Origin of the sequence: Methylophaga sp. UBA678 (assembly GCF_002299105.1) — a bacterium.
GTDB classification, from domain to species: Bacteria; Pseudomonadota; Gammaproteobacteria; order Nitrosococcales; family Methylophagaceae; genus Methylophaga; species Methylophaga marina.
In genome coordinates, this window is the sequence record NZ_DBNG01000007.1 from 134,824 (window position 1) to 160,993 (window position 26,170).

At 43.7% G+C, this 26,170-nt stretch carries 25 protein-coding genes and 1 tRNA gene; 17 read left to right on the plus strand and 9 right to left on the minus strand.

The annotated features are described in order from the left end of the window. Positions 1 to 20: 20 nt before the first annotated feature. Positions 21 to 902, minus strand: a complete 882-nt coding sequence (locus B3014_RS03540; protein ID WP_289244884.1) for an alpha/beta hydrolase — start codon at positions 900 to 902, stop codon at positions 21 to 23. A gap of 68 nt (positions 903 to 970) precedes the next feature. Here B3014_RS03540 and B3014_RS03545 point away from each other — a divergent pair, with 68 nt between their 5' ends. The 7 genes from B3014_RS03545 (at position 971) to fldB (ending at position 8,834) form a co-directional block, all read left to right on the plus strand. Beyond that, positions 971 to 1,309, plus strand: a complete 339-nt coding sequence (locus tag B3014_RS03545) for a hypothetical protein (RefSeq protein ID WP_289244885.1) — start codon at positions 971 to 973, stop codon at positions 1,307 to 1,309. A 56-nt stretch (positions 1,310 to 1,365) separates the two neighbouring features. Continuing rightward, positions 1,366 to 2,673, plus strand: a complete 1,308-nt coding sequence (locus tag B3014_RS03550; protein ID WP_289244886.1) for a TolC family protein — start codon at positions 1,366 to 1,368, stop codon at positions 2,671 to 2,673. After that, positions 2,666 to 3,604: an efflux RND transporter periplasmic adaptor subunit gene (locus B3014_RS03555; protein WP_289244887.1), complete on the plus strand. Its 939-nt coding sequence runs from the start codon at positions 2,666 to 2,668 to the stop codon at positions 3,602 to 3,604. The genes B3014_RS03550 and B3014_RS03555 overlap by 8 nt, the downstream gene beginning before the upstream one ends. Positions 3,605 to 3,619: 15 nt before the next feature. Next, on the plus strand, positions 3,620 to 6,727 hold the full coding sequence (locus B3014_RS03560; protein ID WP_289244888.1) for an efflux RND transporter permease subunit: 3,108 nt from the start codon (positions 3,620 to 3,622) through the stop codon (positions 6,725 to 6,727). A 152-nt stretch (positions 6,728 to 6,879) separates the two neighbouring features. Then, positions 6,880 to 7,326: a cupin domain-containing protein gene (locus B3014_RS03565; RefSeq protein ID WP_289244889.1), complete on the plus strand. Its 447-nt coding sequence runs from the start codon at positions 6,880 to 6,882 to the stop codon at positions 7,324 to 7,326. Positions 7,327 to 7,431: 105 nt separating this feature from the next. Then, complete coding sequence (locus B3014_RS03570) at positions 7,432 to 8,214, plus strand: hypothetical protein (RefSeq protein ID WP_289244890.1); 783 nt, start codon at positions 7,432 to 7,434, stop codon at positions 8,212 to 8,214. 104 nt (positions 8,215 to 8,318) lie between these two features. Continuing rightward, positions 8,319 to 8,834 (plus strand): flavodoxin FldB, encoded by a 516-nt coding sequence (gene fldB, locus B3014_RS03575; protein WP_286304807.1) that lies wholly within the window; start codon positions 8,319 to 8,321, stop codon positions 8,832 to 8,834. 47 nt (positions 8,835 to 8,881) lie between these two features. Here fldB and B3014_RS03580 read toward each other — a convergent pair whose 3' ends face one another. Continuing rightward, a complete protein-coding gene (locus tag B3014_RS03580) occupies positions 8,882 to 9,796 on the minus strand; it encodes a LysR family transcriptional regulator (RefSeq protein ID WP_289244891.1) in 915 nt (304 codons plus the stop codon). A 119-nt stretch (positions 9,797 to 9,915) separates the two neighbouring features. On the opposite strand from B3014_RS03580, the gene B3014_RS03585 reads away from it, so the two are divergent. From B3014_RS03585 to B3014_RS03600, 4 genes are read left to right on the plus strand one after another with little or no spacing between them, the layout of a single operon-like run. Beyond that, positions 9,916 to 11,388: an efflux transporter outer membrane subunit gene (locus tag B3014_RS03585; RefSeq protein ID WP_289244892.1), complete on the plus strand. Its 1,473-nt coding sequence runs from the start codon at positions 9,916 to 9,918 to the stop codon at positions 11,386 to 11,388. After that, positions 11,389 to 13,530: an FUSC family protein gene (locus tag B3014_RS03590; protein ID WP_289244893.1), complete on the plus strand. Its 2,142-nt coding sequence runs from the start codon at positions 11,389 to 11,391 to the stop codon at positions 13,528 to 13,530. Continuing rightward, positions 13,527 to 13,736: a DUF1656 domain-containing protein gene (locus B3014_RS03595; RefSeq protein WP_289244894.1), complete on the plus strand. Its 210-nt coding sequence runs from the start codon at positions 13,527 to 13,529 to the stop codon at positions 13,734 to 13,736. The genes B3014_RS03590 and B3014_RS03595 overlap by 4 nt, the downstream gene beginning before the upstream one ends. 1 nt (position 13,737) lies before the next feature. Next, positions 13,738 to 14,637, plus strand: a complete 900-nt coding sequence (locus B3014_RS03600) for an HlyD family secretion protein (RefSeq protein ID WP_289244895.1) — start codon at positions 13,738 to 13,740, stop codon at positions 14,635 to 14,637. Between the two features lies 1 nt (position 14,638). Here B3014_RS03600 and B3014_RS03605 read toward each other — a convergent pair whose 3' ends face one another. Next, a complete protein-coding gene (locus B3014_RS03605) occupies positions 14,639 to 14,914 on the minus strand; it encodes an Lrp/AsnC family transcriptional regulator (RefSeq protein WP_289244896.1) in 276 nt (91 codons plus the stop codon). Between the two features lie 33 nt (positions 14,915 to 14,947). Then, positions 14,948 to 16,357, minus strand: coding sequence for a phospholipase D-like domain-containing protein (locus B3014_RS03610; RefSeq protein ID WP_289244897.1), 1,410 nt, complete (start codon positions 16,355 to 16,357; stop codon positions 14,948 to 14,950). A gap of 210 nt (positions 16,358 to 16,567) precedes the next feature. Here B3014_RS03610 and B3014_RS03615 point away from each other — a divergent pair, with 210 nt between their 5' ends. From B3014_RS03615 to B3014_RS03640, 6 genes are all read left to right on the plus strand, one after another. After that, positions 16,568 to 18,250, plus strand: coding sequence for a GAF domain-containing hybrid sensor histidine kinase/response regulator (locus B3014_RS03615; protein WP_289244898.1), 1,683 nt, complete (start codon positions 16,568 to 16,570; stop codon positions 18,248 to 18,250). A gap of 249 nt (positions 18,251 to 18,499) precedes the next feature. Beyond that, positions 18,500 to 18,955, plus strand: a complete 456-nt coding sequence (locus B3014_RS03620; RefSeq protein ID WP_286304801.1) for a hypothetical protein — start codon at positions 18,500 to 18,502, stop codon at positions 18,953 to 18,955. Between the two features lie 53 nt (positions 18,956 to 19,008). After that, positions 19,009 to 19,602 (plus strand): TetR/AcrR family transcriptional regulator, encoded by a 594-nt coding sequence (locus B3014_RS03625; protein WP_289244899.1) that lies wholly within the window; start codon positions 19,009 to 19,011, stop codon positions 19,600 to 19,602. Between the two features lie 62 nt (positions 19,603 to 19,664). Then, a complete protein-coding gene (locus B3014_RS03630) occupies positions 19,665 to 19,928 on the plus strand; it encodes a DUF4242 domain-containing protein (RefSeq protein ID WP_289244900.1) in 264 nt (87 codons plus the stop codon). A gap of 42 nt (positions 19,929 to 19,970) precedes the next feature. Then, positions 19,971 to 20,912, plus strand: a complete 942-nt coding sequence (locus B3014_RS03635; protein WP_289244901.1) for a quinoprotein relay system zinc metallohydrolase 2 — start codon at positions 19,971 to 19,973, stop codon at positions 20,910 to 20,912. Between the two features lie 4 nt (positions 20,913 to 20,916). Further along, positions 20,917 to 21,723, plus strand: coding sequence for a quinoprotein dehydrogenase-associated SoxYZ-like carrier (locus B3014_RS03640; RefSeq protein ID WP_289244902.1), 807 nt, complete (start codon positions 20,917 to 20,919; stop codon positions 21,721 to 21,723). A gap of 27 nt (positions 21,724 to 21,750) precedes the next feature. Here B3014_RS03640 and B3014_RS03645 read toward each other — a convergent pair whose 3' ends face one another. The 5 genes from B3014_RS03645 to B3014_RS03665 form a co-directional block, all read right to left on the minus strand. Then, entirely contained in the window at positions 21,751 to 22,086 is a 336-nt protein-coding gene (locus B3014_RS03645) for a hypothetical protein (RefSeq protein ID WP_289244903.1), read from the minus strand. Beyond that, positions 22,087 to 24,162, minus strand: a complete 2,076-nt coding sequence (locus tag B3014_RS03650; RefSeq protein WP_289244904.1) for an EAL domain-containing protein — start codon at positions 24,160 to 24,162, stop codon at positions 22,087 to 22,089. Between the two features lie 130 nt (positions 24,163 to 24,292). Then, positions 24,293 to 25,195, minus strand: a complete 903-nt coding sequence (locus tag B3014_RS03655) for a KPN_02809 family neutral zinc metallopeptidase (RefSeq protein WP_289244905.1) — start codon at positions 25,193 to 25,195, stop codon at positions 24,293 to 24,295. A 27-nt stretch (positions 25,196 to 25,222) separates the two neighbouring features. Next, positions 25,223 to 25,996, minus strand: coding sequence for a nuclease-related domain-containing protein (locus tag B3014_RS03660; protein ID WP_289244906.1), 774 nt, complete (start codon positions 25,994 to 25,996; stop codon positions 25,223 to 25,225). A gap of 91 nt (positions 25,997 to 26,087) precedes the next feature. After that, a tRNA-Val gene (locus B3014_RS03665) sits at positions 26,088 to 26,163 on the minus strand. Positions 26,164 to 26,170: the final 7 nt, after the last annotated feature.

The following is a 26,170-nucleotide window of genomic DNA, read 5'->3' on the forward strand; positions in this document are numbered from 1 at the left end:
CAACAACGCAGTGAATAGGGCTACGGTGTTGGTGGGTTTTTCTTATCTGAGTGAATCAATCTATTTTTGATCTCAGGGTGGAGAGCTGACATATAGTTCTCTATCGTTTGAGTGTAGGTATTATTTAAACCTATATCTTCAAGTGTCTCATCATGTGTCAGATCTAATTGCAGTAGTTCAGCTTGACTACCGACCTGATGAAGTGTGTTTACAAAACGCGCAGAACTGTCACAGGCGTATTCACGTTGAAGAGAACAGACAACAAACATCGGGATTTCATTACCATTCACATAATTAATCGGGGATGCCTGCTGCCAGTAATGTTCTTGTTTACCAAAGGCCTTATCATAGAATTCCACATGTTTTTGCTGCATTAGAGTGACTAAATCCAAAGCCTGGCTATCAATAATAAAACTGGCTAACCAAGGCCTTATATTGACCTCTTGCATCAGTGTTTGATGACTGGTTAATAAAGCGAGCAAATGCGCACCTGCGGAGTGACCCAGTATCATCATTTTGTCAGCATCACCTTGCCACTGCTCGGCCTGGGTTTGTATGGTGTAAATGGCAGCGGCAATATCTTTAGCCTGTGTGATGGGATCCACTTCCGGAACCAAACGGTAATTAGCCGAAACAAGAATAAATCCTTTCTTTACCCAGCGATTCACTTTGTTTTTGATTAAGCCTGTGCTGCGTTTATCACCAAATTGCCAGGCACCACCGTGGATTAATAACAGAATAGGGGCATCTTTCGCATTTGCGGGTAGATAGACATCCATGGTCTGTAAGGGCGAACTACCATAGGCCAGATCACGTATCATCTTGATATTGTCTTCAGCAGCCAGCACCGGTTTAATCATCAAAAATAGGCAAACAGTCAGGACTATCTTGAATGTCATCATCTCATCCTTTGGTTAGGTGTCAGCTAAGCTATTTCATCTGAACGTGAGTTTACGTTATCCTATCAGTCATGATGAACATCAAATGTTTTCTATACAGCTTGATTCTGATGATGGTGCTGCAAACTGGCATTGTCGCGGCTGATGTACATCATATTATTTTTGATGAGCAAGATAATCACAGTCTCATCGATCCTATCGCTGATGATAGTCCAGACTCCATCCATATGGATACCGATCAACATCAATGTGGCCACAGTCATTGTGTTCATTTTGTTGCTGTACCGCATGTGGTGAGCTTACCGCTGTCTTTATTTAAAGACACTTTTTTTCAGTCCATACCAATACACACCTGCGTCGGGTTCTGTCAGCTCGATGTACCGCCCACCGAAAGCCTGATTCTGATTTAACACCTTCGCTCGTCACGTATTCGTGATGAAAGAGTATTTATTTCAGGACTTCTATCATGAAACTCATTTGTTTAGATGGGCAAACGCTATTACTGCGTGTCTGCCTTTATTGTGCTTTCAGTCTGTTTACTGTGTCTTTTCAGGCCTATGCCTCTACAAACATTACATTGACATTAGCTGAAGCTATTAAAAAAACGTTAAATCAAAATCCATCACTCAACGTCTTTCCTCTCCGTGAACAAGGCCTGCAGGCTGAACGTGAAACTGCTCAGCTATCACCAGCCTATCGCGTAGGGGCTGAACTGGAGAACGTGGCTGGTACAGGTCAGCTAAGTGGCACGAAATCAGCTGAACTCACGGTGTCTTTATCTTCTGTGCTGGAGCTAGGTGGGAAAAAACAAGCCAGGGTTGATGTGGTTGATCAAAAGCTGGCATTGACGCAAATAAAAAAACAGATTACTTCGCTTGATTTACTCAGTACGGTCACCAAAAACTATATTCAGTTATTGATTGATAAACAGCGAATACAGCTTGCTAAGGAAGAAGTCTCTCTTGCTCAAGCCACGGCTGATGAAGTCAATAAACGTGTCAGGGCTGCGATTGCGCCTAAAGCTGATTATGCCCGTGCAGTGGCCGCCGTTGAGCAGGCCAGATTAAATGTCTCACGTGTCGAACAGCGAATGCATGCCCATAAAATGGCTCTGGCTAATCTATGGGGTGAGATGCAGCCACAATTCAATAACGTAGCTGGATCACTGTTTGATTACGGGAGTAGTAGATCGTTTGAGTCACTGTTCGAACGGGTCAAAAATAATCCGTCGCTGGCATTTTTTGCTGCTGAAACACGTTTAAAAGAATCTGAAATTCGTCTGGCAAAAACCCAACAGCAGGCCGATATCGATTGGTCTGTGGGTATTCGGCGCAGTGCTGATATTGATGAATCTGCCTTGGTAGCAGGGTTTTCTGTGCCGTTATTTGCAGAAAAACGTGCTGAGTCAGCGGTGAAATCAGCATTGGCAGCAAGAAATGAAATAACGTTTCGCCAACAAGACTTTCTGCTGCGTATACATACACAACTGTATCAGGCATACACAGCACGAGAGCAGGCAGTTACCTCGGCCACAACCTTGCGGCAATCCATCATCCCACAGTTGACCGACGCCTTAACTCAAACCAAAACAGCTTATCAGCGTGGCCTATATAGCTACCTTGATTTCCTGACAGCAAGACAAGAGCTGCTTAATGCCAAGCGTGCTCTGATAGAGGCGTCAGCTGATGCCTTACTGCTGGCGGCAGAAATTGAACAGCTGACAGCAGAACCGTTATTAATCGAACAAAATAATGTGGGTATAAGTAATGATTAAGCGATATCAAACCCTTCCTTACTTTTTAATGTTAATCGTGTTTTTTATGTGGGCGTTGTTATCTGTAAAGACCGCTTTTGCCGATGAAGATAAGCATGAACATGAACACGCTGGTCATCATGATGAAGAAGTCAGTCATATTGACGAGGACATGGCTTCATTAAATGCCATCTCGACAGCCATTGTCAGTGGTGGTGATATTAGTAAAACACTCACCCTATACGGTATCGTGACCCTGTCTCCTGAGCATACCAGCCATGTGACGGCCCGATTCGCCGGACGAATAACGCGTGTGTATGTTGAGTATGGCGATACGGTGAAAAAAGGGCAGGTATTAGCCACCGTCGAATCGAATAGCAGCTTGCAGACCTACAATGTCACCGCGCCATTATCAGGCAGCGTGATAGCCAAACATGCCAATGCCGGTGAAGTCGTCTCTGAGCAGACGTTGTTTACGATTACGGATACATCGACCTTATGGGCCGAACTCAAGATGTTTCCTTCCCAGGCGAGTCAGGTTAAAGCAAAGCAAATAGTGGTTTTACAGAGTGATGATATGCAAACCCATTCTGTTATTTCCCAGCTTCTGCCAAATACTGATGGTGAGCCATTTAGAATCGCCAGAGTGAAATTCAAAAATCCTGATGATGACTGGTTTCCTGGTTTGCTGGTGGGTGGGCAGGTCCTTATTGATAAACGCGAAGTTAAAGTCCGTGTCCCATTATCTGCCTTGCAGCAATATGAAAACAAAACAGTCGTTTTCATCAAGGAGAGTGACGCTTATACACCACAGCCAGTTGCGCTGGGTATTCAGGACGCACAGTACGCAGAAGTGCTGTCAGGCCTCAATGCCGGTCAGCAAATAGTGACTGAAAACAGTTATCTGATAAAAGCCGATCTTGAAAAAGACGGCGCTGAGCACAGCCACTAAACTCAAGGAGACGTTATGATTACTTCACTATTACGTTTCTCCATTGAGCGACGTGGTCTTATCTTGTCATTCATTATCTTACTGATAGCCGCCGGTGCCTGGAGCTATCAGCATTTACCGATTGATGCGGTACCGGATATCACTAATGTACAGGTACAGATTAATACCAAAGCTGAGGGATATTCGCCGCTAGAAACTGAGCAGCGTATTACCTATCCGGTTGAACGTGCTTTGGCAGGTATTCCTCAATTGTCGTACACACGATCGATTTCTCGTTATGGTTTATCTCAGGTCACCGTCGTATTCAAAGAAGGCACGGATTTATATTTTGCCCGTAATCTGCTGAACAACCGCCTAGCTAGCATCAAAAATGAACTACCTGATGAGCTGGAACCAGAAATGGGGCCGATTGCTTCCGGACTCGGTGAGATTTTTGTTTATACCGTTTCGGCCGATCCAGAAGCCCGACAGGAAAATGGACAGCCGTATGATTTGACCGCATTACGTGAAATACAGGACTGGATAATCCAACCCCGTCTAACACGTGTGCCTGGGATTACCGAGGTCAATACGGTAGGCGGCTATGCCAAGCAGTATCACATCCAGCCTGAACCACAAAAAATGCTGGAGTTTGGTATTAGTTTTGGCGACATCCAGCAGGCATTAAAGGCAAATAATAGTAATCGTGGTGCTGGTTATATCGAGCGTTACGGGCAGCAATTGCTGGTGCGTTCTCCTGGCCAGTTAAAAACCATCGACGATATTCAACAGGTCGTGGTGAAGCAGATGACAGGCACACCCATCAAGATCATGGATATCGCTGATGTTGCCATTGGTAAAACCCTGAGAACCGGTGCCGCCACCCAGAATGGTCAGGAAACGGTCATGGGCACGGCAATGATGTTGATAGGGGAGAACTCACGTGAGGTTGCCAAACGGGTTGCTGCGGAGTTAAGTAAGATTCAGGCGACCTTACCTGACGGCGTTATTGCTGAAGCGGTCTATGACAGAACCACCTTGGTGGATAAAGCCATTGCTACTGTGCAGAAAAACTTGCTGGAAGGCGCATTATTAGTCGTTGTAGTGTTGTTTTTATTACTGGGTAATATTCGCGCTGCATTAATCACTGCAGCTGTGATACCACTTGCCATGTTGGCAACCATCACCGGCATGGTTCAGGCCGGAATTTCAGCAAACCTGATGAGTCTTGGCGCATTGGATTTTGGTCTGATTGTCGATGGTGCCGTGATCATCGTGGAAAACAGTGTACGGCGTTTATCACTGGCTCAGTCTGGACGCGCTACAGCATTACCATTGAATGAACGGCTAGCTGTGGTATTTGATGCCACCAATGAGGTGATTCGGCCCAGCCTGTTTGGGGTATTGATTATTACCTTGGTGTACATCCCCTTATTCACCTTGACTGGGGTGGAGGGCAAGATGTTTGAACCGATGGCATCAACAGTGGTGCTGGCCTTACTGGCAGCAATGGTAATGTCACTGACTATCGTACCTGCAGCCGTGGCTGTGTTGATGAAAGGCAAAGTCAAAGAGAGCGAAAGTCTGATTATTTCAGCCACTAAGTCGATTTATAGACCAGTATTGATATGGAGTCTGAAGTTACGTTGGTTGGTGGTGTTTGCTGCGCTCGTTTTGGTGGTCTTTTCACTGACACTAGCATCGAAAATGGGCACAGAGTTTATTCCTCAGCTCAATGAAGGGGATATTGCCTTACATGCCTTACGCACTACGGGGACCAGTCTGCAGCAATCGATAGAGATGCAGGAAGTGCTCGAACAACGGCTGAAACAGTTTCCACAGGTAGACAGCGTCTTTGCCAAAATCGGCACGCCAGAAGTGGCGACCGATCCGATGCCGCCGAATGTGGCTGATACATTTCTGATATTAAAGCCAAGAAAAGACTGGCCCAACCCGGCATTGCCAAAGTCTGAACTCATCAAACAAATCGAGGCAGCTGCAAAGGCCTTACCTGGCAATAACTATGAATTCACCCAGCCGATCGAGATGCGCTTTAATGAGCTTATCTCAGGAGTCAGGGCGGATGTGGCCATTAAAGTCTTTGGTGATGATCTGGAGAAACTCAAAACATCAGCTCAATCCATTTTAACTATTATCAGAGATATACCCGGCCAAGCGGATGCCAGACTGGAACAAGTCAGTGGTTTACCGATGGTATCAGTGGAACCCAAACGTTTGGCACTATCCCGTTATGGCCTCAGTGTGGATAGCTTGCAGACGATGTTATCGACAGCTATTGGTGGCCAGGAGGCAGGGTTAATTTATGAAGGTGATCGACGTTTTAAACTAGTAATAAGACTTGATGATGAACAGCGTCAGAATATCGCGTCATTAGGTGAGCTACCGATTGCATTACCATCCGGTAGTTATGTGCCTTTATCCGAGGTGGCAACGATTAAACTGGTTGATGTGCCGAGCCAGATCTCGCGCGAAAACGCGAAACGCCGTGTTGTCGTCACAGCCAATGTCAGAGATCGTGATTTGGGATCCTTTGTGCAGGAAGCTCAGCAGAAGCTCGATCAACAGCTGACATTACCTGAGGGTTACTGGCTGGAGTTCGGGGGGACCTTTGAACAGTTAGCCTCAGCCAGTCAGCGGTTAGCGATTGTAGTCCCGGTAACGTTATTTGGTATTTTGTTATTACTGGTCACCATGCTGGGTTCTCTGAAGGATGCAGCGATTATCTTTACCGGTGTGCCATTGGCATTAACGGGTGGCATGATGGCTTTACTACTCAGGGATATGCCGCTGTCGATTTCAGCGGCTGTTGGTTTTATTGCACTGTCTGGTATTGCTGTATTGAATGGTTTGGTGATGTTGTCATTTATTCGTGATCATTGGCAGCAAAATGGCGATCTCTATAAAGCAATTTTGGATGGGGCGATATTACGATTACGTCCGGTAATGATGACCGCTTTAGTGGCCAGCCTTGGTTTTGTTCCTATGGCACTCAATACGGGTACCGGCGCAGAAATACAACGGCCCTTAGCGACGGTGGTTATCGGCGGTATTGTGTCATCCACCTTACTTACCCTTATCGTGCTACCGGCTTTATACCACTTAGTACATCATCGTAACCGTTAGATAAAAATACAATCAGGGCTGAATGGTTAGCCCTGATTGTATTATGGGTAAAAGTCCTGCTTTTACGCAGGCAAATATCGCTGGCGTAGCATGTATTCTCATCTTTAGAGTTGATGTATGTCACTGACATATAATTAGAAAAGGAGAGAGAAATGCAGCTACACCAATTTAATGATCAAAACATCCACTGGCAACGACTTGAGGTGTTCGACAATTTTCAATATTCGGTGTTGGATGTTGACCGGGACAACAAAGTGGTGGAAGTGCTATTTAAATTCGCAGCCAATGATCCTATCGTGTTACATCGCCACTGTGCTGTTAACCACACCTTTGTTATTCAAGGTGAGCACTGTTTGTATGATGCCAATGGTAAGTTAAAAGAAAAACGTCCAACCGGCTCATATACCATAAGCCAACCTGATACTGAGCCACACAGAGAATGTGGTGGCGATGAAGATACGGTGGTTTTATTCAGTATTCGTGGCACAGAAGGACCGATGTATGAAATCCTCGATGATGAGCAAAATATCCTGGCTGTATTTACGATGAATGAATTTGAAGGACTCTATCAGGCACAACAATCTGCCTTATCCGCGTAACGTTTTATACCTCAATGAGGATTATGATAAAAGGGATATTGTCATTGTCGATAAATTGTTTTATATCGTCAGCCCAGATTTATCCATCCCATTGAGGAACAGAATATGAAAACGTTTATCCCCTATTTTGCAGCTATATTGTTTAGCTGTTCTGCATTGGCAGATGATGTGGATATGGCCGGCCTGCAGCTTGGCATGAGCATTGACGAAGCTAAAGGTGCTTTACTGGATTACGGTGTTAATGCCAGTGTGATTGAGGAAGAAAAGCAATATTACACCTACAGTGATGGCGCAAAAACATATAAAACGCCAAGTTTTATTCATAGCCTTTCAGCCCATATTGAAGAAACCGAGCAAGGTCAGAGCAAGGCAGATAGTTTTAAACTGATATTCACGCCATTACCCAAAGCAGGCCGCTTAGTCGCCATTTATCGCGTCAGACAAAACGATGTTGATCCGCTTAGCGTGGCTGACTATCGCCAGTCTTTGATAAACCAATATGGTCAACCCTTTGATAATGCCGGACCTCTGGACTGGATTTTCCCACATGGCAAAATCAATTGTTTAGGGGCGTCCAGTACACAAATTACGCCACCCCGCACATTAAATGCAGATACCATCATGGGGCTGGTATTCAACAAAGAGGGAAGTCGTTATCAAGTGAATGATTTCCGTAACCCGGAAGTAAAAAGTCTGGATGAGTGTGCGAATTGGATGAGCTTTCAGTTTGGCAGCATGGATGAACAGCCCGCTAGCCATATGACGGCCACCATGGTGGATGTACCCACTTGGGTCAATGCTTATGAAGCAGCTATGGAATGGGTCGGTGAGCTAAAACAAGAAGCCATTGAAGCGCGACAAGCAGGTACAAGAAGCCCGCAATTGTAGTAGGGCAATACTCGCTGATTTATTCCCAGGACGATTGCCTATTGAATTATTAAATAATAATGAATATCATTTGCATGTGCTAATTCAATGCAAGTAGGTGAGTAATGATTGCAGTTATTTATGGTTCAACCACAGGTAATACCTCAGATGCGGCCGTGAAAATAGCGAAAATTCTAGGTGAAGATCAGGTTGAACTCTTTGATGTGAAAGACGTCGGGCTGGCGGCGCTGGAGTTTTTTGACCATATCATTTTTGCCATTCCAACCTGGGATTACGGTGAGGTTCAGGCAGATTGGCAGGATGTCTGGGATGAAATTGATGATACTGACTTTTCCAGTAAAACAGTGGCGTTTTTGGGGATGGGCGATCAATTTGCCTATGCCGAATGGTTTCAGGATGCCATGGGCATGTTGCATGACAAAGTGGTGGCCAAAGGCGCCAAAGTTATCGGGCATTGGCCAGTTGAGGGGTATGAGTTTGATGCCTCAAAAGCCTTAACCGCAGATAAGCAGTTTTTTGTCGGTTTGGCTCTGGATGAAGACTGCCAACCTGAGTTGACCGAAGGTAGACTTGAACAATGGTGCGAACAACTCAAATCGAGCTTGTTAAAAGCAGCATAAACTTGTTTCAGGACGGCTCTGGATAAGAGCCGTCATTTAATTTGCCTTCAGTTCACATCCCTGGCGAGGGCATCAGGCAAATTGTCACGTAAAAAGTCGACCCAGCTACTGGTTTTTGCATCAAGATAAGCGCGTGATGGATAAAGGGCATAAACATTAAAGAGCGTGCCACGGTAATCAGGTAATACTCGTATCAATGAGCCTGATGCAAGTTCATTCGTTACATTGAATATAGGCACCATACCTATTCCCATCCCATGCAGGATGGCTTCTTTCACGGTACTGCTGACATTGACCTGAAACGGTGAGTTTTTGATCTCAATAATGGCATCCCCATGGTCTGAGGTCATCTCCCAGTGATCTAATGGCAGTACGGTAGATGCCATCTTTATACATTGGTGTGCTTCGACCTCTGTGGGGGTTGTTGGCATACCATATTCCGCCAGGTAATCGGGCGATACACATAAAATACTATAGGTCTGACCTATGATCTTTGATATCAGACTGGAGTCAGACAGTTGTGGTGCCATGATGATCGAGACATCAATACCTTCCTCAATCAAATCAGGAATACGGTTTGCCAGTGTGATATCAAACGAAACTGCTGGGTAAAGCTCTCTGTAGGCGGTGACGGCTTTAACAATATATTTGTTTGCCAATGCTGGCATCGTGTGAAGTCTGAGCCGACCTACCGGATTCATCTGAGCATCACGTGCTTCCGCTTCCGCTTCTTCCACATTCGCTAATATCTGTTCACAACGCAGCAGGTAGCGTTGACCCGCTTCAGTTAATGCTATCCGGCGTGTGGTTCTGTGTAATAAACGGGTGCTAAGGTGTTGTTCTAATGCTGATATTGCACGTGACACATTGGCTGAACTGGTTTCTAATCTTTCTGCTGCTTTAGTAAAGCTGCCACTTTCAATGACCTGTAAAAAGGTTTTCATTGAGTCAATCGTATCCATCTGTCACCTATTGTTACGAGTTTTGTAACAATTATTAACATTAATTGCTGTTTATTGATAGATTGAACGCAAATAAAATAGCCTGCCATTTAACTTATAAAGACTGTTTTGAACAGACTGTGAAAACGTTATTACTCCTCTTTCCTTATCTAGCATTGTTGCTATTGTCAGCATGCATCAGCTCTGAAGGCATAGTGCCGCAGAGTGATGTGCCTGCAGATAGCTCGTATCAATTAAGTGAACATGTGCAAGACATACAAGAAGATGCGGCGTGGCCAACAGATCAGTGGTGGCAGTGTTTTCAGGATGAACAACTGAATCAATTAATGCAGCTTGCTGTCAGCCAGAGCCCATCGGTACAGGAAGCACAGTCAAGGATTAGGCTGGCTACATCATTAGCGGCACAGACCGATGCTGCTTTATCGCCAACAATCGATGCTGAGGGGCAAATTAATCGTAAACGCTGGCCGACAGATTATTTCTATGGGCCAGGTGAATTAGGCGGTACAAGCAGTTGGAATAATACGGGCTTGCTCAGCCTGCACTATGATCCGGATATCTGGCATAAAAACGCCATGCAGAGTGAAGTGGCATTAAGTGAGATTAAAAAACAAACAGCAAAAAGTCAGATAGCAAAACTGAATATCGAATCGGCACTCATCTCAGCGTATATTCAACTGTCTCTGAATAACGCCGAGCTGGAGCTGGCGAAACAGGCTGTAAACAGCTATCAAGAGAAACTTGATGTAATTAAAACCCAATTAACCATGGGCCTGAATACAGAAGTGGCTGTATATCAGGCTGAAACTCAGCTTGCCGATGCTGAAGCTAAATTCGAAGCTGTTAAGGATCATATCGTAACAGCGAGACATACTATTGCAGCCTTATTAGGTAAAGATCCGGCTTTCGCTGACAGCATTAACACACCACACTTACAGCTAATAGATGAGGTGTCATTACCTAGTCATATTCCAGCTGAATTACTTGGGCATCGCCCAGATGTGGTAGCGAGCCGTTGGTTAGTATTCAGTGCCAATAAACACATTGATATCGCTCATACGGCTTTTTACCCGAATATTAACCTGTCCGCTGCTATTGGTTTTATGGCCGTTAACGGTGGCATGTTCAGTGTCTTTAGTCATGACAAACTGACCTATGAAGCAGGTCCAGCGATATCACTACCGATTTTTGACGCAGGCAGAATTCGTGGTCAGTTATCGGCGGCGACAGCCAATTATGATATGGCAGTGGCTTTATACAGAAAAACCTTAAGTGATGCGATGCAGCAAATTTCAGACAGTGCCGTTTCACTTAAAAGTGCGATATCGCAATCAACGACTCTGGCGTCTGCTATCAAGGCATCACATCAAGCCTATATCCACGCGAATGATGCCTATAACGTTGGGCTGACTGATTATTTACCTGTATTGGATGCCAGATTGGCCTGGTTACAACAACAGTTTTTCTCACAACAGATTAATGCTCAGGCGCTGCAATACCGAGCTGATCTCATCATTGCATTGGGTGGTGGTCTGACAGTAGCTAATGATAGCCCACAGCAGGCTGCACTTCAGTACCAGGTGCCACGGTAAATGGCTTCCAACCTAACGCTGAGTCTAAAGCAGGCTGCAAAGCAATGGCTGAATGCGGATGGCCTGACCTGGAATTTTATTATTCAAGGTCTGGTCGCTGTGTTTCTGACTTTATGGCTTGCCATGCGCCTGGAATTGCCCCAACCGGCCGTAGCCTCTATCACGGTGATTATTGTCATGCAGCCACAGAGTGGGCAGGTGTTGGTCAAAGGTTTATTCCGCTTTCTCGGCACCTTGATTGGCTGTGTGGTGATGCTTATTTTGGTCGCATTAGTTGCTCAGGAACGTGTGTTGTTTCTGTTAGCAGCAGCTGTTTGGATTGGTCTTTGTGCTGCTGGGGCGATGGCATTTCGGGATTATCGTTCCTATGCTTTTGTCCTTGCGGGATATACAGCCACATTGATAGGCATACCTGCTATACAAAATCCCGATATGGCATTTATGTTAGCGGTATGGCGAGTACTGGAAATTAGTCTTGGTATCTTCATTGCGACGGTGATCAGTGCCACCTTATTTCCACAAACATCGGGTCAGGCGATTCAAAAAGCGGTCAGTCAACGCTTTGGTGATTTTGCTGATTTCATCATTAACAGTCTGGATAACCCCGATCAGCAAACACACTATGAAACGAAAATGATGACGTTTGCCACCCAGTCTGTTTATCTGGAAAACCTTAGTTATGTCAGTGGTATAGAAGATTATTCTACTAAAATACGTAAACAAAGGCTGGCACGGTTAAACCAGGAGTTTATGCAGCTAACGACACGTTATGCTGGTTTACATACGTTATTAGGTCGTGTCAGACAGGATGCACCGACTTCTGTCATGGTGGCGATTGAACGCTGTTTAAAGACTGTTAAACAGACATTGGCACCTGTGCGTCAGGCAACACTGACTTCACAACAGGCTTTAGATCTAGCAAAGCAGATTGACTACGCACAAACACAATTAAGACAGAAGATTCGTGAGGAGCGTGAGTTTCTACCCGGCCATATCAGCGAAGCTACTAAGCTTGATTTTGATACTGCTTGTGAGTTGATTTTTCGTCTGTTTGATGAAATGCGTGTGTATTGTGAAACACAGTCAACTCTGGCTGCTGAACAACACCATTATGAACGACAACGTATTACATTCAGCACTAAAATGAATCCGATTGGGGCGTTGATAACCGGATTAAGAACCAGTCTTATCGTACTGTTATTTGGTACATTTTGGATCGAAACGGCCTGGCCTAGTGGCAATACCTTTGCCATGGTCGCTATTGCGATTTCTGCGATTGTGACAACAACACCGAATCCGGCCAGATCAGCAAAACAAATTACCGTTGGAACTGTCGCAGCTGCCTTGGCTGGCTTTGTTGTTAATCTTTTGCTTCTGCCACATTTGGATGGCTTTGCCTTATTATGTTTTGCCCTGGCTCTCCCTCTAACTGTAGGGCTCTATCTTTCCACAAAGCCCAAATACGCAGGTTATGGTATGGGCTTGCTTATCTTCTTTTGCTTGGGCGCTATTCCATTAAATCAAGCGGTTTACAATTCGGCAGCGACATTAAATAACTATATCGCCTTGATATTGGCACAGAGTATGGTGGTCGTTATTTTGACCGTGATTATTCCTGCTGATAATCGTTTTGTCTGGCAACGTCTTAATACGGAAATGCGTCATCAGATAAGTACTTTATTCAGTCGTCAGCATTCTCAGCGCCGTCATCAGTTTGAGAGTCAGACCCGGGACTTATTAAGTCAGTCCTATGGTTTTGCTGGTGATTCACCCCAGCAATATAAAAAACTATTAAAAACCTGCTTCTCAGTTCAGATTGTCGGACATGCATTGATGGAGATTGATGATGTTGAACAGCGACTTTCAGCAGCAGCTGGTCTCAATGATGATTGGAAATGGTACAAACAAAATTTGAATAAGGCATTGATTAGCGTGTTTGAGACACCGACTGCCCAACATAGAGTGAGTGCATTAGGGCAGCTGGATAAAATGATAGGGTGGTTACAGCCTTATACCTCAGACATCGTGCATTTTGATGAATCCATTCCTAAGCAGATATTGAGTTATCTACACTTTATTCGAAATGTCTTGCTGGATAAAAAACTGTTTGCCGAGCCATTGGTTGCTGGAGTGAAGTCATGATGGATGTGATGCGTGAGTGGACAGTATCTGGTGTCACCTTTCCTGCCATAACTGGTCTGTTTGTTTTATGTTTAATCGTGATGTGGTTACTGGATATATTGTTTGGACGACTCGGTGTGTACCGTTATGTTTGGCACCCGGCATTGTTTAAATTGAGTGTGTTTGTCTGTTTATTTTGTTTCACTGCTTTTATGGTCTATCAATAGCATGAAGAAGTTTATAAGTTACCTCATCACCTTGTGTTTTTTTCTGGCTGCCGGTTTGCTCGCATATACCTTATGGCAGAAATATATGCATTCACCCTGGACACGGGACGGCCGCGTACGAGCCGAGATTATTAATGTTGCACCAGACGTATCAGGTATCGTTACTGAAGTCGCTGTCAAAGATAATCAGCAAGTGAAAAAAGGGGATTTGCTGATGGCAGTCGATGCGGAGCGTTATGCCTTAGCGGTCAAACATGCAGAAGCTGTGGTGGCCAACAAAAAGACACTTCTGGAAATGTATCAAGCACAGGCCAAACGCCGACAAGCTATGGATAAACGTACTGTCTCCAGGGAAAGTAAGATTGATGCGGATCATCAATCCGCTGCAGCACTGGCGGATTATCATTCGGCTCTGGCTAAGTTAAATGCTGCCAAACTGGATTTGGAAAGAACGAAAGTATATGCGAAAACAGATGGTTATATAACAAACTTAAATGTCTATGTAGGTGATTATGCGCATACTGGACAGGCGATGATGGCCTTGATCGACAAACATTCTTTCTGGGTATATGGCTACTTTGAAGAGACAAAGCTGACTTTGCTAAAAGTAAACGATCCTGTCGATATTGAATTGATGAATGGTCAAATACTGACGGGGCATGTTGAGAGTATTGCCAGAGGCATCTATGACAGCGATAACCCGGAGAGTCGTGATTTAGTGGCGGATGTAAACCCGACTTTTAACTGGGTTCGTCTGGAGCAGCGTATACCGGTGCGAATTGCTTTAGATGAGGTTCCCGAACAGACGCTGCTGGCTGCCGGCATGACTTGCACGGTGATTGTGAAAAAAAATAATGCTAAAAAAGAGCCTGTCGCCACAGGCTCTATGTCGGCGAGTTGACTCAGAGACCGATAGAAAACATCGAATCGAGATCATGTTTGCTATAAACACGAAATGCCAGCATGGTTTCTGTTTTTGTAATCGCTTCGATATCCACAATTTTACTGGTTACCAGAGTAGCCAGTTCATCATTGTCTTTGACGCGGGCAATCGCAACGAGATCATAATTGCCGCTCACAGAATACACTTCACTGATACCGTCAACATCGGCTAAGGTTTCAGCCACGTCAGTGATTTTTGTACGTTCAGTTTGAATCAAAATAAATGAGGTAATCATTTGGTTCTCCGGACAGTTGCACGAGGCTATTTTTTATAAATAAGGGGATAACAAGCTCATAAATGAGTCACGTAGTCTAACAGGCACACTGCGGTTTGCCAGATCCTTATCACTGATGGCTTCACTTTTAGCAATAATCTCATCAAAGTGCTGTGTGAGTTCTTTATTAACCGTATGCGAGAATATCTCAACCCCTAACTCATAATTCAGTCTGAGGCTTCGTGGGTCAATATTGGCAGAGCCAACCAATGCGTAATGATCATCAATACACAGTAATTTGCTATGGCAAAAAGGGGCTGGTTGATAAAATATTTCCACATTCCATAAAAGTAGCTCGGTCAACATGTTTCGGTTGGCCCAATGGATATAAACAAGATTATTTTTAGCGGGTAAAACAATCCGCACGCGCACTCCACGCATAGATGCTGACTGCAGTGAGGCAATCATTTCCCGACTCGGGATAAAGTAGGGCGTCATGATATCTACGGTGTTTTTCGCTGCAGAAATCACGCTTTGCAATGTTAACGATAAAGCGTCCATTGCTTCATCTGGATCTTCTGGAATAACCCGGCAGTGGTAGCCGTCCGGTTGAGGTTCGGCAGCTGGAAATGGGCAGTCCATTTTGCTTTGACTGGCGATGAGCCAGTCATCATAAAAAATACCGATTAAATCTTTTACTATCGGACCGTTGAAGCTGAAGTGAATATCTGTAATACGGCGCGGCTGCATAGGCATTTGTCGGTGGTCATCACTAATATTCATGCCTCCGGCAAAGGCTGTGGTGTTATCGATGATCATCAATTTACGGTGATTACGCATATTGATATAGATATTAGGTGGCAGAATCCTGGGCGGCGTAAATTTAGCCACTTCTATACCGAGTGCTCTCAGACGTTTAGACGGTTTCTTCCAGGAGTACCATTCACCAATGCCATCAATGATAACTTTTACTTCAATGCCCCGTTTGACGGCTTCACTCAGTGCATCAATAAATTCATTACCCGTATTGTCTGTTTTAAGAATATAGGTGATTAATAGAATGCGCTTTTTAGCTGATTTGATTGCCTCAAGCATGGCTGGGTAAGCTTCATCACCATTATGAAAAATACTGACGTCATTACCGGGAGTGAGTTTAGTTCCTGTAATCCGTTCACCAATACTATCTAGGCCATAACTATTGATGTGCTGTATTGAACGTTTGGCATAACCGGATTCAAAGGGAATTTTGAATAAACGTCGTTTAATACTGGTAGCGCGACTTCTTACCCGGTTCACACCAAAGAAAAAGTACGCGATAGGGCCACCATAGGGAATAAACAGACAGGACATGATCCAGCCGAGTGCTGCTCGGCTATCACGTTTGTAAAGTAAGATGTGGAAAACACTATAGGCGGCGGGTCCAGCGTGCAGCAAAACTAACAAAAATATATAGACGATATCCATATTCACAACCTGATTGATAAGCACCCATAGTAACGAACTCTTGCAGATAAAACGATGTAAGCGTGATATGGCTCTCGCATCATCACGGCTGAGCCATATCTATAGTGTTTTAGTCGGTGTCATGTGTGTAACCATGCAATGAGTTTTTTCTATTTATTTGATTTTGTTATAGTAAATATCTGACACATTGACATGGATGGGTGGTCAAAAATGGAAGCACCTGCAATACCGAAAGATGAGCAAGAACGCCTCAATGCTTTGTACAATCTGGAAATTCTAGACTCTGAGCCCGAGGCTGTTTTTGATAATTTGACAGAGCTGGTCGCAGATATTTTTTCTGTGCCTATTGTGGCTATTTCCTTGATTGATGAATCACGACAATGGTTCAAGTCAATTCAGGGGCTGGAAGTGTGTGAAACCGGCAGAGATATTTCTTTTTGTGGTCATGCGATCTTTCATCAACAAGCGTTTATTGTAGAAAACGCACATGAGGATGACCGCTTTAAGGATAATCCTCTCGTGACAGGACCACCGCATATTGTCTTTTACGCAGGCATTCCGCTCCGATATAAACATAATCAACATCATCATCTATTAGGCACGCTATGCATTATTGACCGTCAGCCACGAACACTGAGCGAACAGCAAAAACAACAACTTCAGCTATTCGCTCATCAGGTGGAATCATTAATTGAGATGCGTTTAACAGGCCAACGTCTGCAGCAGGCTAACCAGGCAAAATCAGCATTTATGGCAAATATGACTCATGAACTGCGTAGTCCAATCGCGGGCGTGATCGGTATGCTGGATATTCTGCAAGGGAGTGAGTTAACGACTGAACAACAGCGTCATATGGATTTAGCCAGCAAAAGTGCCAGACTGCTACTCAATATTATCAATGATATTCTCGACTTTTCTAAACTGGAAGCCAATAAAGTTCATATCCGTCATGATGCCTTTAACCTGACCAAACTATTCGAAGACGTATTTGAAAGTGTTCGACTACGGGGCAAGAAAACCGATAAAAGTTACCATCTATCTCTCGACTGGAATGATGATTTATTCGTCGATGGTGATGCCACACGACTAGAGCAAATCTTATTAAACTTGCTTAGCAATGCTGATAAATTCACCCAGCATGGGCATATTCAACTAAAAGCCAGTCTTATTGAGCAGTCTGATGACGATATCACCTTGTCATGTCATGTTATCGATAGTGGTATCGGCATAAGTTCTACACAACAGTCCCGTTTATTTGAACCTTTTGAGCAGTTAGATAACAGCTCATCAAAAAGCTTCGGTGGCACCGGTTTAGGTTTAGTGATTTCAAAAAAACTATGCGAATTAATGGGTGGAAGTATTACCGTTGAAAGTGAGGTCGGTAAAGGTTCTTGCTTTAGTTTCACTATAAAGCTTAAACGCATCAGCAAATCAGAGTATAAACAAACTCACACCGATGCAAATAAACAACCAACCTACCAACCCAGTCTGTCTGACATACATGTCTTAATTGTGGATGATGACCTCACTAACCGCTCAGTTTTAGAGTTTTTCCTGACACATTTAAATGTCCATTTCACGACTGCTGAGAATGGCGTGCAGGCCAGTCAACTGTTAACGGAGCTCGATAGTTATGAGCCAATAAAAATGATTCTGATGGATTGCCAGATGCCCGTCATGGATGGCTACACCACCACTCAACATATCCGAGATGGTAAGTTGGGTGAACAATATCAGGATATTCCCATCATCGCCTTAACAGCGAATGCCATGAAAGGTGATGAAGAAAAATGCTTATTAGCGGGAATGAGTGACTATATGGCTAAGCCTATTAAACTCGACTTGTTGCTGGAAAAAATGGTGTATTGGTCAACGCGTACACACCCTCGCTAAATTTATAGATAGGGCTGCTGCCCTCATAAAATCGTTTTGATCGACAGTGCTGGTGAAAGAATAGGGTAGAAGCAATCTCCTTATCTCTGTTTTTTTTAGCCACAATATTCATCTAGTGTGCTCTTTGTGAGTCTGTTCGTGATTGCATCTCAAAATAAACAATATGGCTTATGGCAATGTGTAAGCAATTTGTCATAAATGACTGTTTTGTGATAACACAGTACTGTGTTTTAACGCGGAGCGAATAGCATGAGCAGAGAAACTGAAAAAAGTATGATTGTTCTCGCACGGCATCGTCTGAAATGGTTAAAAGTCGCCTTAGCGGGTAGGAATGCAGATTTAAATCTTGTTCAAAACACATTTCATCAACTAACAGGCCTAACCAGTCTCAGGTTTGTTCAAGATAATGGTTTAAGTGAAGAAACCATTCGAGAACTGGCCATCATCGATAATCTCGCCACCCTAAATGTGCAGCAGCAACACCCTGAAGTACTGGACAAACTATCAAAAGAAGCTCAGGAGTTATCTAAATATCTCGATATGCCTGCGCGTGAATTGTTAGATTTACTCTTCAAACAAGGGGCGCGCTTTCATAATCAGGATGCCATCTCAGTGGCACTTCATCGAGGCCTGATCAGTGATATTCATCATGAAGCTGAAGCCTATGCACGCCTGCAAGCAAGGGAGTGTCGTGATAAAGCATAGGAATAACAATATAAAGTTTGACACTTAAAGACGACCGGTCATATTATTGCTCCATGACATTACAAAAACACATCAAAAAAGAACAAATTCTTAACCATGGCATTCAGTTACTGATGAAACATGGTTATCACGGCACAGGTATCAAACTGATACTCGATACTGTTAAGGTGCCAAAAGGATCGTTCTATAGCTATTTCGATAGTAAAGAAAATTTCACATCTGAGGCGATAGCGCATTACATCGCGCCTTTTATTTCCAGATTACAAGGCTTTTTGGATAATCCCGACTTAAATGGCCATCAGGCTATAAAAGCCTATTTCGACTCTTTGATAACTGACCTGGAACAATCGGATTTTAGCGGTGGTTGTTTACTGGGCGATATGATGGGAGAGATCAGTACCTCAAGTGAGTTATGTCGACAGACATTACTCGTGGCGATCACGGATTATTGTCAGCGCATAAGTCAGGGGCTCAGTGATGGTCAGGCATTAGGTATTGTTCGTGATGATATGTCTGCAGATAACATGGCAATGCTGCTGTTCGATCAATGGCAGGGTGCGTTACTGCATATGAAAGTGGAAAAATCGACAGCCCCGTTATCACGGTGTTTATCGCAATTACTGGACGACTATTTTCTTCAACGTTAAATGACGTTGATTTTTTTTAGCTGGTTGTAAAGACGACCGGTCATTTTTAGTGAGGTGACAAGATGAATAAATATATTATCGAGCGAGAAATTGCAGGTGCAGGTGATTTGACCAATAATGATCTGGACCAGATAACGGACAAATCCTGTTCAATTTTAAGAGAGATGGGACCAGAAATTGAGTGGGTAGAAAGTTATGTGACAGATAATAAAATCTATTGTGTATACAAAGCTGAAAGTAAGGATTTAATCTTACGTCATGCAGAGCAAGGTGGTTTTCCTGCCAACGCTATCTCAGAAGTCAAAAATATGATTAAACCAAAATAAATACTGAGAGAAAACACACCCTACATAGAAAAGGGGAGAGAGATGAAAAATAAAACAAAAGTCACGTTAAGCACCGTGACTATAGCCATCAGCACCTTGTTGATGCTGAAAGCCAATGCGGAAGAATACCCAGTAAAACAAGTAAGTGAGGGTATTTATTATCACCAGGGTGTTCAGGAAGATGCCAATCGGGACAATAAAGGTGAAATAGCCAATACTGGTTTTATCATCGGAGAAAAGTGTATCGCCGTTGTTGATACCGGTGGCAGTTATCTTGAAGGGAAATCGCTTTTGGCAGCAATACGCGACAAAAGTGATTTACCGATTTGTTATGTCATCAATACACATGCTCATCCGGATCATTTTTTAGGCAATGCAGCATTCAAAGAGACTGAAGCAACCTTTATTGGCAACGATAAAATGCCAGCTGCAATCGAAGCCCGAAAATCGTTTTATGAAACCCGTTTCAGTGACATTCTGGGGTCTCACTTTAAAGGCACAGAGTTTATTGAGCCCACCCAATTAGTGAGTGTGGATAACCCCATCACCATTGACTTGGGTGAGCGTGAACTGGTTCTGACCAGCTATCCCACCTCACACACAGATAATGATCTGACGGTGCTGGATAAAAAAACCAAGACCTTATGGACCGGCGACTTACTCTTTGTAAAACGGATCCCAGCACTGGATGGCAGTATTAATGGCTGGCTAAGCACAATTGAAGCACTTAAATCCATGAAATTAAATACGGTGATTCCCGGCCATGGACCTGCTCAACATGAAGAGTGGCAACAAGCCTTTGATGATGAAGCGCATTATTTCAGTACGATTCGAGAGCAAATCAGAGCCATTATTTATGATATGGGCACTATCAACGAAGCAACCGAATCTGTCGGTCTGAGTGAGAAGGGCAAGTGGTTGTTATTTGATGATTATCATAAACGCAATATCACCGCTGCTTTTACCGAACTGGAATGGGAATAGAACAATGAAAATATTATTAAAACATTTCGGCTTTGCTGCTTTATTGAGCTTAGTCTTAGTGCCATGGTTGAGCATGGCTGATTATGAACCTGAAGAACAATGGCAAACCCTGAAAGAAATCTACTTTGAAGATAAAACTATTCTTGAAGATGCGGATGACTGGTTAATTATCGAGGCACCGAAAAGAGCAGAAGACGCAGCGATTGTGCCCATTCATCTTCTTTCCAAGAAACCACAGACGGCCAGTTCGTATATCAAAAATCTGCATGTATTTATTGATAATAATCCGATGCCATATTCGGCTAACTTCCATTTATCACCGGCATTAGAAACGGTGGATATCTCCACACGCATGCGTGTCGACCAATATACCTATATTCGTGCTATCGCTGAGATGAATGACGGCAGCCTGCATATGGTGAAACGTTTTGTTAAGGCGTCTGGTGGTTGCAGTGCTCCTGCAGCGAAAGACCAGGTAGCAGCATTGGCCAGACTTGGCAAAATGCAGATTCGCTATCGTGATGGGGATACGGAGCAAGCCAAACCGGTTCAGGTTGTGATCAGCCACCCTAACAACAGTGGTTTACAGATGGATTTAAAAACCCGTGGTTACATACCCGCTCATTATGTCGAGAAAATGCTGATAACACTGGATGATGAAGTGTTAATGACCATCGATACAGGCATTTCTATTAGCGAAGATCCCAGCATGCGTTTTGTGTTACCGGCGGGCAAAGAAGGGCATGGTGTGCTGAAAGCAGAAGTAACAGATAATAAAAAACAAGTTTATACAATAGAAAAACAAATTTAATGACGTAATTAATGACTGACAGGGAAGTCAGTCGTTAAATGGAAATTTCCAGTTGATCTGTTCAGCAGGCATCATCTGATTCACGCTCAGTCGAATCATGCCGGTAGGATCGCTGGCTTGGCCTATCACAACATAACGTTTACCTGACTCGGTATAGCCTATGCCTTGGGCTTGATTAAACTCTTTAATAGGACTGCTATTGCGTAATGTAAAAGGCAGTAACTCATCTTCCTCATCCACTGGCTTGAATGGCGGCACGGTTTCTGGCCGTTGACGTAAACCCACAAAGATTTCCTCACCACTGGGAAGAATGAGTATATTCCAGTTATATAAGGTCATGACTGTATTGGCAGCGCTTGTCATTTACTGAGCACCTTCAAGACGGTGAGATAAAAAATACATCGGGCAATCTTCAGGTTTCAACGGGGGACTATGATAATAGCCTTGGAATATATCACAGCCCATTTCCAGTAAGGCTTCTCTTTGTTCTAATGTTTCCACATATTCAGCTACAACGGAGACGTTTTGGGATTTACCCAATGCACTGATAGTTCGAATAATATCGGCATTGGTTGAGTTTGTTAGTACATCTCGGGTAATCGACCCATCAATTTTAATCGCATTTACTGTAAAGCGACGCATATGTAAAAGCGATGAGTAGCCCATACCAAAATCATCCATAGCCAGGTGAATACCGAGATCACTGATTTCCTGCAAGATCTTCTCTACCTGTTTCGAGTCAGAAATTTCCGATGACTCTGTGATTTCTAATTCAATTTCATCCGGACTGAGTCCGTATTGTTGAATACAGCGTGTGAGAAATGCAGGCAAGGTATTATCACTGAGTTGGAGCGGTGAAATATTTATTGCCATCGTCAGGTCATAGTGGCCTTCTTTATTCCACTTGGCTTTAGTGATACAGCATTGCTCAAATACCCAGTTACCTAGTTTATTGATATCACCACTGTCTTCTGCCAGCATGACGAGCATGGCAGGGGATACAAAGCCGTAGCGTGGATGTGTCCAACGCACCAGTGCTTCAACGCCCACAATGTGACCAGCACGATGATGCTTAGGTTGGTAAACAACCGTTAATTCATTGCGGTAAATAGCCTGACGCAGGTCATACACCAGATCTCTGGCAATCATGCCGACTTTGTCTTGGCGGCTAATAATTTGTAGCTTGGTCTGACCGTTATGAATAATTGTATTAGTGGCTTCTTCAAAAGCCAGTTGCTCTTGTTGATGCCTGTATATTTCAGCTTTACGAACAAAAGGGAGATAGAGCAGCGTGCTGATGATAATGCTCAGCAATTGCAACGCGACGCCGCGCCACGATTCAGTCAGTAGCCAGGCCGATAACACAGGCGGTGTTGTCCATGTCACTTTGGATTGATTTACCACATCAACCCAACCGGATTGAAAGGCCAGCAATGACATCGCCATCAATAACAATGGCACAGCGAAAAAGGGGATTAAATAGAGAGGGTTGAGAACAATAGGGAGGCCATAGATCAAGATATCGTTAATATTAAACAGACTCGGGATAATTGAAATTTTGGCGACCTTATTTTGAACACCTGTGCGTGTGGCCACTAATATGGCGATAACCAATCCCATGGTTGCGCCTGAGCCACCTATTAAAACGAAGCTTTCGTAAACAGACCGTGTTACCCAATCAGTACTGATGGCAACAACATCATTAATAAAAAATGCCCCTTGCTGGTATGACTCAATAGTAATTCCACCATGAATACCAACAAACCATAAGCCCTGGTTCACCAGTACGGTGAGAGTGCTGAGTATCCATGCACCGAACCCCGTTTCCTGTGCCGCTTGTGTAATGGTGTTGTACGCATCTGGGAAATCAGGCAGCACAGCAATAAATGCGGCTAGCAGAAAAAAGAAAACCCCGACCAAAACAATAGTGGGGGTTAAACGCATGGCATTATAAAATGCCGTATCCGATTCAACAGAGAGATGTAATAAGTCCAGCAATCGTTTGTGCGTTAACCAGGAGACTAACTCTGCCGTTGCTACACCTAAAATAATAGCCAGTGCCATCGCTTCCATACTGAAGTCAATGGGTGAATAACCAAGTAATGAGATGAATATAATAAAGTTGATAGCCGCACTGATGGCCACCATCAATGGGGTCGGCATGTCACCTTCAGCAGCGTTACTGCTATTTAGTCGGTAGACCAACTGCACAGAAATAATCGCAGTTAAAGCCAGCGCAAAAAAACTAAATGTGGCTTCACTTATCTGGGCTAGAGGTAATTTCCAGTTATCACCCAGCCAGTCAGTCATGAAGTTTTGATAAAACGTGTTTGGGAAATAAACCAATAGATCCAATGTGACACGTAGAAATGTCAGGGGAAGTAATGAAACAAAACTATTACGTGTTGCTACTATCCATAACAGCATTCGTTGTTTCAATCTCTTTCTCCCTAAAGCTTTTATAAAAGTTTTTTTCAATTGAAACATAAACACAATAAAAAAGCTGTTTAATTTCTCATAAATTTATAAAAATCATTACTTAAGCAAGAAAACTTAATCTGCTTTATCTTTACTTAAATGTATCACATGTCTCAACATGACCGTTCTTATAACCGGTTTTAAACCATGTCACACGTTGAGCCGAACTACCATGAGTGAATGAGTCGGGTCTCACGACGCCCGTGGCATTTTTTTGTAATGTATCATCACCAATGGCACTGGCTGCTGTTAATCCTTCTTCCAGATCGCCCACTTCTAATAATTGTCTTGTTTTATTCGCATGATGTGCCCAGATACCAGCAAAACAATCTGCCTGTAATTCTTGCTTAACAGATAACTTATTCCATTCAACCTGGCTTACGCTATTTCGGGCCGCATTCACTTGTTGTGATATGCCCAATAAAGTCTGAATATGATGCCCCACTTCGTGAGCGATGACATAAGCCTGAGCGAAGTCACCCGGCGCATTTAATTGATTCTGTAACTGATCATAAAAACTGAGATCGATATAAACACGCTGATCACCTGGACAATAAAAGGGGCCCATGGCCGATTGAGCTGTACCACACGCTGAATTCACCACACCACGAAATAAAACTAGTTTGGGCGGACTATAACGATGGCCATTTTCCCTAAAGATGGTTGACCAGGTTTCTTCAGTATCAGCAAGAATGACGGAGACAAAGTCGACACGTTCTTTTTCTTCGGCAGTTTCCTGCAGGGGCTCAGAGGATGTGACGGTAGGGGCGGAAGAGGGGATGCCGAACAAAGATAATAATGCCGGTAAGTTACCTGTGAATGTCGCCAACAACACAACACCTATCAGTAGAATGGCTGTGCCTTTAAAACCCAGTAATCGAAAGATAGCTGGTAGCAAACGGATAATACCGCCAGAGCCACCACGAACACCTGAAACGCGTTGACTACGACGATCTTCAATATTGCTGCTTTTTTGTCTACCACGCCATTTCATTGTGTGTCCTTTAGTAAATGGGAGATACTAAACAGGTCTGATATTACGGCATTTCGGATACTGACTACAGCCCCAGAAAAACTGACCTGCATTGTCACCTTTTTTGCTTTGGCGTTTAACCATTTTATGGCCACAGCGAGCACATAGTGGTTCGTCCGTTTGATGACGCTCAACTAATTGCTTTACATGTGCCACATGTTCTCTGTTTGTTTTCAAACTGCGTGAAAGGCGACCAGATTCAATTTGAGCAATGATGGCGTCCTTTTCTGCCGGCGTCAGCACAGGATTTGTTTTTGATTTGATATAGCGAGCATAGCCCAAGCCATAAGTCACATTATCTGGCATCGGTGTTTTAAAGTGGCTGTCACCAATAAAAACAATGACGGAAAAAACGTGTTCGTCGCTTAAGTCAAGCAAGCTTTGAAGTGTTTTGAGGTGTTTATGATTTTGATGAAGTGGATTTTGAAAACGGTATTTATGCTTATAAAGTTGCTGAGTCCAATTCTTCTGAGAAGCACTGCCAAATATCCAGCCTCGAATATTTTTGGTTTCTACGACAAAAACGCCATAAACAGACACAATAATGTGATCAATCTGAGTCGTGCCATCTTCTGTCGGTAGAGTCACGTTTTTGATTAAATGATAATGCTGTTTATCCAATTGCCATCGGGCAATTACGTTGACCATAAACTCACCCAACATGCCTTTGAACCAGGCTGAGCGAATAACGGCCAGACAGATAAATAACGGAATGAAATACCAGAGAGACAATAATGAAGCGAATATCGGAGTGAAGTCCATTTCAGCACCTTGGGGTTAATGTTCCAAGGTCATACAATGCACAAAAAAGGAGGGATAGACAAGCGGGCTGGAATAGAAGAGGAGATTTTCTTGGTGGGTGCTGAGGGGATCGAACCCCCGACCTTCGCCTTGTAAGGGCGACGCTCTCCCAGCTGAGCTAAGCACCCCAAGAAA